The organism is Dryocola boscaweniae (genome assembly GCF_025215095.1).
Classification (GTDB): Bacteria; Pseudomonadota; Gammaproteobacteria; order Enterobacterales; family Enterobacteriaceae; genus Dryocola; species Dryocola boscaweniae.
Genome location: NZ_JALHAP010000072.1, coordinates 122,834 through 133,289 on the forward strand (window position 1 = coordinate 122,834; position 10,456 = coordinate 133,289).

Genomic DNA, 10,456 nt, shown 5'->3' on the forward strand with positions numbered 1-10,456 from the left:
ATGGCAATAGAAACTTTTACCTGGGGGATTCAGTCCGCCAGCCAGCCCACCACAAAAAGCAAAGACACCATTCGCAAGGCGCAGTTCGGAGACGGGTATGCCCAGGTCAGCGGGTCCGGCCTGAATGATGAAACGCTGAGCTATGAATACTCCTTCACGGGTCGGCCTGAAAAAGGCTTACAGATTTATGCCTTTCTTCGGCGCCATAAAACAAAGGCATTTTCTTTTACCCCGCCGTTCGGCGAGCTGGCTCTGTGGCGGGTTGAGGCTGACAGCCTTCAGAAAGTGATCAAAAGCAAAACGGTCATGACTATTACCGCAACCTTTGAGCAGGCATTTGCACCATGAATATCAACAGTGATTATCAGAAACTTGAGCCGGGTAATGAAGTCAGGCTGATCGAGGTGGACGGCACAGCCTTTGGTATGGATGACGTGCTGCGCTTCCACGCTTACAACATTCCCCATACCCCAGAAGAAATTACTGCAGCAGGCGGTGATGAGTCGAGGCTCCCGGCAAAATCAATCTGGTGGCAGGGCAAGGAATACAGCGCGTGGCCGTATCAGATTGAGGGGATTGAAGCGTCGACTGACGGTACCAGCGCGCAGCCTAAACTTACGGTCGCAAATCTTGACGGGTCAATCACGGCGCTGTGTCTTGCCTACGACGATATGCTGCTGGCAAAGGTCACTATCCACGACACGATGGCGCATTATCTGGATGTTCGTAACTTCCCCGCTGGTAATCAGACAGCCGATCCGACGCAGGAAAAACTGCAGGCGTATTACATTGACGGCAAGACGTCTGAACTCAACACAGCTATCGAGTTTGTTCTCAGCAGCCCGATGGACTTGCAGGGGCTGATGCTCCCGACGCGCCAGATGCACTCAATCTGTGTCTGGTGCACGCGTGGAAAATACAGGACCGGCGACGGTTGCGATTATGCTGGTACACGCTATTTTGACGAGAAAAACAATCCCGTCGACGATCCGTCGCTCGATAAATGCAGCGGCACGCTTACCGGGTGCAAGCTGCGCTTTGGCGAGAACAACGAACTGCCGTTCGGCGGGTTCCCTGGCACCTCGCTGATCCGGAGCTGATATGCGACAGAAAACGATTGATGCCATCATGTCGCATGCGGCTGCTGAGTATCCGCTGGAATGTTGTGGCGTAGTGGCACAGAAAAGCCGGGTTGAGCGATATTACCCATGCAGGAATCTGGCTGCGGAGCCGACAGAGCACTTTCATCTTTGTCCTGAGGATTACGCCGCGGCGGAAGACTGGGGCACGGTTATCGCCGTTGTGCACAGCCACCCCGACGCCACCACACAACCTAGTGAGCTGGACAAAGCTCAGTGTGATGCAACGCTGCTGCCCTGGCATATTGTAAGCTGGCCGGAGGGGGATTTAAGAACCATTCAGCCGCGTGGTGAACTGCCGCTGCTGGAGCGCCCGTTTGTGCTTGGACATTATGACTGCTGGGGTCTGGTGATGAGCTATTTCCGGCAGAACCACGGCATCGAGCTGCACGACTATCGTGTCGACTATCACTGGTGGGAAAATGAGTTCCCGGACAATTTCTACCAGGACTGTTGGTATGAATGCGGGTTCCGTGAGTTTGATGGCCCGCCGCAGCCAGGTGACATGGTTATCATGCAGGTGCAGGCTGACAAATGGAACCACGCCGGGATTTTGCTGGAGGGGAACATGCTGCTGCACCATCTTTATGGGCATCTGAGCCAGCGCGTGCCCTACGGCGGCTACTGGCAGGAACGGACAATGAAGGTCGTTCGTTATAAATCTCTGTGCTAATCTTCTGGTGATTTTTCAAAGGGGATAAGGACATGAAAAAGTTACTTCTAGCTTTGGCTATCATTGGATTGTCTGGATGTGCGACAGAAGCAGTATTGCCCAGTCAGGCCAAGCAAGCGCCTTCCGAAAGATTGCTTAAGTATCAACAAACAAAAACAGGAAGTAGCGCAACACTTATTGTTGTACGTGATAAAGGGTTCTTGGGCGGCGGTTGCTTTACTGGCGTTTACTTTAATAACGAAAAAGTAGCCATTTTGGATCCGGGTGAAAAAGCCACTTTTCATTTGGTTCCGGGAGAATGGAGTGTTGCTATTAAAGGTGAGGGAAAAATGTGCATAGCTGACGCCGTTCCTGTTGGCAGTTATGTTCATTTAAAAGAGGGCGAAACGAAGGCTGTAAGATTGTTTGCAGATCCGAGTGGAAATGTAGATGTAAAGCCACTACCTCTTCAGTGATCAATCCGAAATCGTGCAACCCACTTTTTAGTGGGTTTTTTTGTGCTTGGAGAAAATATGCAGGAAGTAATGACGCAAATCGAGCTTGGCGGTGTTCTGGGTAAAACGTTTGGGAAAGTTCATCACCGACTAATCAGCACCCCTAGTGAGGTCGGAAGGGCTTTAAGTTGTACTATCGATAACTTTGAACGCTACATGATTAATAGCCAAAAGCGCGGGCTGACATACGCCGTATTTAAGGGGAAAAAAAATATTGGCTTTGATGATTTAGGCTATCCAGTAACTGGTGAGGTTATCCGAATTGTTCCAGTTATTATTGGAAGTAAAAAAGCAGGGATATTGCAAACTGTTTTGGGGGCAGTATTGGTAGCCGTTGGAGCAGTTATGACCTACATGTCTGGCGGAACAGCCTCACCTTTAGCGGCAGGGTTTATTACCTCGGGTCTGGCCATGATGGCTGGCGGCGTCATCCAGATGCTATCTCCTCAAGCCGCAGGCCTAGCCAGCAAACAAAGTGCAGATAATCAGGCATCCTATGCCTTCGGCGGCGTAACTAATACCGCAGCACAGGGATATCCGGTACCGCTCGGTTACGGCAAGCGCCGCATCGGTGGGGCGATTATTTCGGCGGGAATTTACGTTGAAGATCAGCAGTAATTAAACAGTGAGCCGAAAGGCGGGAGATAGTTATGACTTTAGAGCAACGAGTTGAGATACTTGAAAGGGAAATTTGCGTGCTACACCATGAAACTATAGAGCTAGTGAAAAGTAATGATTATAACAAAGAGAAATTAAAAACGGCCATGTCTCAGGCCGTAAATGGATGGTTGTTATCTTTTAACCAAAGTTAAAGCCTGTTCCATTATTTGAATAATTTCAGGGCTTTTATTCTTCCATCGCTCAATTTCAATATTTGTTAGTTCATCAATATTTTCTTTTACTTCAGAGGATTGCCCTGAAACGAGCATGCGCACCATATACTCCAGTGCATTTACCCGAAGTTGCAAATCCTGAATAACATCATCTTTATCGTAAGGCATACCTTTCCTTTTCAGAGGTAATCAGCCATCCCTCATTGCTGTGTGCGCCTGTGCCGCAAACACAGGCGGGCTGAATATGCACAGTAACCAGGGATGCTGTACCGCAACATCCTGATATTTGATCAGTTATCAACCTTAGCCGCCATCGTGCGGCTTTTTTTATAGGCGCAATATGGCAACAGCAATCGCAATCAAAGGGCGCAAAGGCGGCGGCTCAAGCTCGCGCACGCCCACTGAACAACCAGATGACCTGCAGTCCATCGCGAAGGCCAAGCTGCTTATCGCGCTGGGCGAGGGAGAGTTTGGCGGCGGACTGGACGGCAAAAGCATCTTCCTTGATGGCACTGCGCTGGAGAACGCCGACGGCTCCCAGAACTTCAGCGGTGTTGCGTGGGAGTTTCGCTCCGGCACGCAGGCGCAAAAATATATCCAGGGTATGCCCGGCACCGAGAATGAAATCAGTGTTGGAAACGAAATTCACAGTGCGACCGCCTGGACGCATACGTTTACCAATACCCAGCTTTCTGCTGTTCGCCTGCGCCTGAAGTGGCCAGCACTGTACAACCAGGAAGACGACGGTGATCTGGTTGGTTACTCCATAAAATACGCCATCGATCTGCAGACCGACGGCGGTACCTGGACCACAGTCATCGATACCGCGGTAACCGGCAAAACTACCTCCGGTTATGAGCGCAGCCACCGTATTGACCTGCCTGCCGGCAGCACCTGGACAGTCCGTCTGCGTAAAATCACCGCCGATGCGAACAGTGCCAAAATCGGCGATGCGATGACGCTGCAGAGCTATACCGAAGTTATCGACGCCAAGCTTCGCTACCCGAACACCGCGTTGCTCCACATAGAATTCGACTCCAGCCAGTTTAACGGCAGCATCCCGCAGATATCCTGCGAACCCAAAATGCGCGTTATCCGCGTACCGGATAATTATGATCCGATAACACGTAGTTACAGCGGTACATGGACGGGCTCGTTTAAATGGGCCTGGACAGACAACCCGGCATGGATTTTTTACGACATTGTTGTTGCCGATCGTTTCGGTCTGGGTAATCGCCTGACGGCGGCGAATATTGATAAATGGACCCTGTACCAGGTTGCGCAGTACTGCGACCAGATGGTGCCTGACGGGAAGGGCGGTAGCGGCACAGAGCCGCGTTACGTCTGCAACGTCTACGTTCAGAGCCGCAACGACGCCTATACCGTACTGCGTGACTTTGCGGCTATCTTCCGGGGCATGACGTACTGGGGCGGTAATCAGATTGTCGCGCTGGCGGACATGCCCCGCGATATCGATTACAGCTACACCCGCGCCAACGTCATCGATGGCGTCTTTAACTATTCGAGCAGCACCACGAAAAACCGCTACACGACCGCGCTTGTCTCCTGGTCCGATCCTGACAACGCCTACGCTGACGCGATGGAAGCGGTTTTTGAGCAGGATCTTGTAGCGCGCTATGGATTCAACCAGCTCGAGCTGACGGCAATCGGCTGCACCCGACAAAGCGAAGCAAATCGCAAAGGGCGCTGGGGCATCCTGACCAACAACAAAGACCGTGTGGTGACGTTTTCTGTCGGACTCGACGGCATGATCCCTCAGCCGGGTTACGTTATCGCCGTGGCCGATGAGATGCTATCCGGGAAAGTCACGGGCGGCCGTATAAGTTCGGTGAGCGGCAGGGTTATCACGCTCGACCGCAAGCCCGACGCCGTTGCCGGCGATCGCCTTATCCTGAACCTGCCATCCGGTGCGGCGCAGAGCAGAACGATTCAGGCGGTTAACGGGAGTGCTGTGACGGTCACGGTTGCGTACGGTGAAACTCCGCAGGCGGAAAGCGTCTGGGTCGTTGAATCTGATGAGCTCTATGCGCAGCAGTATCGCGTGGTGAGCGTGACAGATAATAACGACGGCACGTTCACCATCTCCGGTGCGTATTACGATCCGGATAAATACGCACGTATCGATACCGGCGCGCTGATTGATGAACGCCCGATAAGTGTTATCCCTCCGGGCAACCAGTTCCCGCCGGATAATATTGTTATCAGTTCGTTCTCTGTCGTTCAGCAGGGCATCAGCGTTGAAACCATGCGAGTGAGCTGGGACCAGGCCACGAATGCCATTTCTTACGAGGCGCAGTGGCGCCGCAACGACGGCAACTGGGTCAACGTGCCGCGCAGCTCCACCACGTCCTTTGATGTGCCGGGCATTTACGCCGGACGCTATCTTGTGCGTGTGCGTGCAATCAACGCGGCGGAGATTTCCAGCGGCTGGGGTTATTCGGAAGAGAAAACGCTGACCGGCAAAGTGGGCAATCCGCCGAAACCTGTCGGGTTCATGGCTACGCCGATTAACTGGGGCATCCGTCTGAACTGGGGATTCCCGGCAAACACCGGCGACACACTGAATACTGAAATTCAGTACACGCCAAACGCGGATTACTCCAACCCTATGCTGCTGACCGACGTGCCTTATCCGCAGGCGGAATACACGCAGCTTGGACTGAAGGCCGGGCAGATATTCTGGTACCGGGCACAACTGGTGGACAAGACCGGGAACGAGTCAGGCTATACCGACTGGATCCGGGGGATGGCTAACGACAATGCTGATGATTATCTGGGCGATATTGCGGATGATTTTCTGTCATCAGAAGATGGAGAGCGACTTTCCAGCCAGATAGATACGAATATCGAAGGTATGCTGCAAAATGCGCTTAACAATAACTCCTCAGTTAATCATCAGTTTGCGCTTTACGGGCAGAACCGAGCCGACATTCTCACCATCGGTACGACGGTAGCGAATACAGAGCAGAGCCTTGCTGACCTGACAACAACCGTTTCTGCTCAGTTCCAGGATGTGAATAACCAACTGGGGATTAATACCGCTGCGCTTGAGCAAAAAATGACGTCGGTATTCAACAGCTCCGGCGGCTCTGCGATTTACAGTATGAAGGCAGGTGTGAATCTGAACGGCAATTATTACGATGCCGGGATGACCATCGCTGTGCTGGCTCCGGCAGGGCAGCCGGTCACAACACGCGTCGGATTCAATGCTAATCAGTTTGTGGTAATGAGCGGCAGTGGCGGAACGGCATATTCACCGTTTGCAATTGTTAATGGACAGGTATTCATCAGTGATGCCTTCATTGGTGACGGGACAATAACCAACGCGAAAATCGGCGACTACATCCAGTCCAATAATTATGTGGCTAACTCGATTGGCTGGCGCATCGATAAGGCCGGAGGACTGGCAATAAACGGAACCGTTTCAGGGCAGGGGAGAATGACGATAACCAATACTGCAATTACGATGTTCGACAGCGCAGGCACCCGCCGGATAGTGCTGGGGTTCTACTGATGGCACAGGGACTGTATGTTTTACCTGATGATGGCGGACCAGCGATTGAACTCACGGCAGCGAGTATCAGGGCACCGAGTTGGCTCCAGCATTATGAGCCTACAGCAGGAACTGGGGGCACCACGATAACGGTTCCAGGCATGTACGCCGGGGCAACGATGTTTATGGTACCAACCCAGACCTGCAGTGTACTGTTTGACGGAACATCAGTTATCCCGACGGTTACTGTAGCCGGCACTCTTTCACAGAGTGGTAACCGGCTTGTTTTGTCAGACGGGAAAGACGTTCTGAGGGGGGAGATTTTTCAGATAATACCAGCTTCAGTGAGCGGCTACGGGTTGTACCTGCAGGATGCTACTGACTTCCTGGCAATTAACGATGCCACGGTGCTGGGGCAATGTCTGTTTAAAGCCCGGATTACCGTTGCACCAAACTGGACTGTACCTCAGATTGGCAGCATACCAAAGAGTCGTTATCTCGTGTTTGCCAACTGGAATTCCAGCGGTGTTGTGCTGGATTTTGACGGGGAGATCATCCGGGCTTACGCAGACCAGAATGGCAATAACAGCCAGTCGGGTATAAGTCTGACGGTTGATGTCATTATCTTCGTCAATGGTGGAACGATAGAACCTACGCCGTTGGGACTGAATATTTTCAATGCTGCCGGCCAGTGCACTTTTTCAACTCGACGAACGCCACTTCTTTTAAGAGGTTTTCTTACTCCGACCGCTTCATTCAAGAGCCCGGCAACGGGAGTGGCAAGAATGGCTATCCCACTGGGGAGAGTGGGAATGATGGGAAGTGAATCAAGTGGCACGCAATACATCAAGTATGCGGGCCTGGTAATGACTAATAATCAGGTCAGGGCTGGTAAAGGTGTGGTAGCTGGATCTTTTTCAAATCAGTACGGCAGGCCCGACGATCGGTTAATCTCGATACCTCTTCCGGTTATTGATGCTGCAAACTACATCGTATGACTTAACACCATCAAATCTTTATAAGCAGACCTCGCGAAAGCGGGGTTTTTTTGTTGCAAAAATCAGGAGAAATCCATGCCAGCAGGCACTATTACCCTTACAAATAATTCTACAGCCGTAACCGGCTCTGGTACGGCTTTCGCCACAGAACTCAAAGCGAATGATTTTCTTGTCGTGGTAGTCGGCGGTACGACCTACACCCTTGGCGTGAGTGCAGTAGGGTCGGCAACGGCACTGACTCTTACTACAGCTTATGGCGGCCCAACGATATCAGGCCTTGCATGGACACCCATTCCGAACGGCGCGCTGGTGGGTATTACAGCCCAGATAGCGGCTGACACAGCGCGTGCAATCCGTGGGCTCAACTTCGATAAAGCTAACTGGCAGCAGGTTTACAGCGCAAGCGGAAATGTGACTGTCAATCTTCCTGATGGTTCAGCATTCACCGGCCCGTCATGGAAATATCTTGCTGATAATATGCTGAACAAGAGCCAGAACCTTAACGACGTTGCCAATAAAGCGACCGCCCGCGCAAACCTCGGTTTAGTAGATCCTGTTGCAACCGCATGGGGATTGTTTGCCGGTACCGTTTCATATTCGCCATCAACAACCTTCAATATTTCATCAGTCACTTTGCTGCAGACCGGCATTATGCAGGTAAATTTTGCAACGCCGATGGCAAACACGAATTACGCAGTTAATGTCTCTTTTGACCCTGATTCGGACCCCGTTGCTTATTTCACGACCCCGGCCGTGCCGCGCTCAGCGTATGTTCCGCAATCGCAAAAAAATCTCTCTAATTTCAGGATTTACAGCGGCGTTAACAGCTCACCATCATCAGCAACAAACATGCGCTTTTTTAATGTTTCAGTCTTCGGGGGTAAGTAATGCAGGTAATTATTTTTGAGATGAATTCATTCGTTTCCGTTGTTGTTCCCTTCACCGCGTGCGGGTTGAGCGCTGATGAAATCGGTAAGAAGGATGTTCCAGCAAGCGTGCCGTTCTGGATTGTTGACGACAGCACCTTGCCCGTAGATATCCCGCAAGATGCATGGGAGCTTGATACGGAGCAGATGGGCACCCCGGCGGGCTACGGTGGTACGTACACGCCTGCGGAGAAGAGCAATGATTAAAATTAACGCGGAAAAGCTGAACGAAATCCGGGCAGAAGAGGTACGCCAGCGTCGCGATATGTTGCTTGCGGCAAGTGACTGGGTAGTGCTGCGCGCACAGGAAACTGGCGAACCTGTAGACAAGGAATGGGCGGAATACAGACAAAATTTGCGTGACATTAGTGAGCAAGCTGGTTATCCGTTTAAGATTCACTGGCCTGGGCAACCTTCCAGTTAAAACGTCGGTTTGGGAAGTAGTGCTACAAGGGATGCATACAGCGCTTCTGGGGGCATCCTTTCTGTGGGGGATTTCGGTCTTGGAACTGTATATCCTCCAGTTGTACCTTCTGGCATGCCTGATGCAGAAAGTCGTGCGATTGGTTTTTCAAATACAAATGGAAATACTAGTTTCCCCACTCAAGGTCCTTACATGAACTGCCTGTGGAGTTACGACCTTAATTCCGCGATTATGCATGCAGTACAAGCAGGAAATGCCACTCCTGTTCACTTTTTTAGATGTAGAACAACGGCCGGATGGCAGGCATGGCAACGGTACTGGACAAGTACAAATACAACTCAAGCCAGCGACGGCACTCTTAAAGCAGCTTCGCCGATTATTAAACTCTTTGCTGATGGCTCATTTGAAACAAATGCAGAATCTGAGGGATGTACTGTCCAGCGCTTAAGGGTCGGTGAATATCTGATTGAAGGTTGTGAAGCACTTAACGCGGACGCTGGCTGGGGCGGATGGGATGGCGGTTTCGATATCCCGACTGACAAGAATAAGCAACCGCTTATCTGGCTTGATTATGAAGTAAATGCGGATGGCTCGGTGTTTGTGAAAACCTATCACCGCACATACCCAGATTCACCCGCATTCGCACGCAATGAAATAGATGGATTATCTGACGGCGACCCGGTCGATATCCCAGCCGACCAGTTTGTTTCTGTACGCGTAGAGATGCCGCAGGACAGCGTATGGAATCAGCGACAGGCCGCTGTATGAAGAAGGAGATTCATCATACCCTGGCTTAACTTCTATTGCTGAATGAAGAAACCATAATTTCCAGAGCAGCTATGCGCTCATCCTTTTTTTTATCTCGCTTAATCAGCACATGAAGAACTGTAAGCGCATCCATCAAAAGAGGATTGGTATCAAGCGTGAGCAGTTCTTCTGCATCCCCGCTTTCATCAATCCTCCCGTTGAATTTCTTGATGTACTGCGGGTCAATTTGTTCTACTTCCTGGGCAATGAAACCGCGTCGTAAGTGATTATCCTCATCATCGTTAAAAATAAACGTAACCGGGTTTAATTTTTCGATGTTCTCGACGGACAGCGCCCCGTCTGTTTCCGTAATGCTGCTTTTAACTCTCTCATCTGAAACTGCAGTCGTCGATATCTCGCGCCAGCCCATCGATGCACCGGACTCAGTTGACTGGATGAAGGCGCGGTTTTGGCGGACGGCCAGTGAGAAGCCAACGTTCTCATTAATGCGAACTTTAATGCCGGAATATGATGTTGCTGTCGGTGTATTTACTGTTCCCGCATAAAACCCGCAAGCCTCGTTAGCCATCATGTTGCCGTTAGTGTTACCACCAACAATGGTATTACTGCCGACTCCAAAATCACCGACTGACAGCATGTCGCCGCTTGTGCTGTATGCATCGCGTAATGCCGCACTTCCTAAACCGA

General features: G+C 51.2%; 13 protein-coding genes. 11 read left to right on the forward strand and 2 right to left on the reverse strand.

Annotated features, from left to right (window positions below; genetic code table 11):
• From MUA00_RS05325 to MUA00_RS05345, 5 genes are read left to right on the forward strand one after another with little or no spacing between them, the layout of a single operon-like run.
• Complete coding sequence (locus MUA00_RS05325) at positions 1–348, forward strand: phage tail protein (protein ID WP_271121953.1); 348 nt, start codon at positions 1–3, stop codon at positions 346–348.
• Positions 345–1,100, forward strand: a complete 756-nt coding sequence (locus MUA00_RS05330; RefSeq protein WP_271121952.1) for a phage minor tail protein L — start codon at positions 345–347, stop codon at positions 1,098–1,100. Before MUA00_RS05325 ends, MUA00_RS05330 begins: the two co-directional genes overlap by 4 nt.
• 1 nt (position 1,101) lies before the next feature.
• Entirely contained in the window at positions 1,102–1,812 is a 711-nt protein-coding gene (locus MUA00_RS05335; RefSeq protein WP_271121951.1) for a C40 family peptidase, read from the forward strand.
• Positions 1,813–1,844: 32 nt separating this feature from the next.
• Entirely contained in the window at positions 1,845–2,267 is a 423-nt protein-coding gene (locus tag MUA00_RS05340) for a hypothetical protein (protein ID WP_271121950.1), read from the forward strand.
• A 57-nt stretch (positions 2,268–2,324) separates the two neighbouring features.
• Complete coding sequence (locus MUA00_RS05345) at positions 2,325–2,924, forward strand: tail assembly protein (protein WP_271121949.1); 600 nt, start codon at positions 2,325–2,327, stop codon at positions 2,922–2,924.
• A gap of 173 nt (positions 2,925–3,097) precedes the next feature.
• On the opposite strand, the gene MUA00_RS05350 is transcribed toward MUA00_RS05345, so the two are convergent.
• A complete protein-coding gene (locus MUA00_RS05350) occupies positions 3,098–3,307 on the reverse strand; it encodes a hypothetical protein (RefSeq protein ID WP_271121948.1) in 210 nt (69 codons plus the stop codon).
• A 172-nt stretch (positions 3,308–3,479) separates the two neighbouring features.
• Between MUA00_RS05350 and MUA00_RS05355 the strand changes: the two genes are divergently transcribed.
• The 6 genes from MUA00_RS05355 to MUA00_RS05380 all read left to right on the forward strand — a co-directional run bounded on the left by MUA00_RS05355 (position 3,480) and on the right by MUA00_RS05380 (position 9,769).
• Positions 3,480–6,674: a host specificity protein J gene (locus tag MUA00_RS05355; protein ID WP_271121947.1), complete on the forward strand. Its 3,195-nt coding sequence runs from the start codon at positions 3,480–3,482 to the stop codon at positions 6,672–6,674.
• Positions 6,674–7,651: a DUF6453 family protein gene (locus tag MUA00_RS05360; protein WP_271121946.1), complete on the forward strand. Its 978-nt coding sequence runs from the start codon at positions 6,674–6,676 to the stop codon at positions 7,649–7,651. Before MUA00_RS05355 ends, MUA00_RS05360 begins: the two co-directional genes overlap by 1 nt.
• Positions 7,652–7,726: 75 nt before the next feature.
• Positions 7,727–8,539: a hypothetical protein gene (locus MUA00_RS05365; protein ID WP_271130461.1), complete on the forward strand. Its 813-nt coding sequence runs from the start codon at positions 7,727–7,729 to the stop codon at positions 8,537–8,539.
• The gene (locus MUA00_RS05370) at positions 8,539–8,784 is read left to right on the forward strand and encodes a hypothetical protein (RefSeq protein WP_271124997.1); all 246 of its coding nucleotides are present in this window, start codon (positions 8,539–8,541) and stop codon (positions 8,782–8,784) included. The genes MUA00_RS05365 and MUA00_RS05370 overlap by 1 nt, the downstream gene beginning before the upstream one ends.
• Positions 8,777–9,001: a tail fiber assembly protein gene (locus tag MUA00_RS05375; RefSeq protein ID WP_271124998.1), complete on the forward strand. Its 225-nt coding sequence runs from the start codon at positions 8,777–8,779 to the stop codon at positions 8,999–9,001. The genes MUA00_RS05370 and MUA00_RS05375 overlap by 8 nt, the downstream gene beginning before the upstream one ends.
• A 114-nt stretch (positions 9,002–9,115) precedes the next feature.
• Positions 9,116–9,769, forward strand: coding sequence for a phage tail fiber protein (locus MUA00_RS05380; RefSeq protein ID WP_271124999.1), 654 nt, complete (start codon positions 9,116–9,118; stop codon positions 9,767–9,769).
• 25 nt (positions 9,770–9,794) lie between these two features.
• On the opposite strand, the gene MUA00_RS05385 is transcribed toward MUA00_RS05380, so the two are convergent.
• A partial coding sequence (locus MUA00_RS05385; RefSeq protein ID WP_271125000.1) for a tail fiber domain-containing protein occupies positions 9,795–10,456 on the reverse strand: 662 nt, incomplete at its 5' end.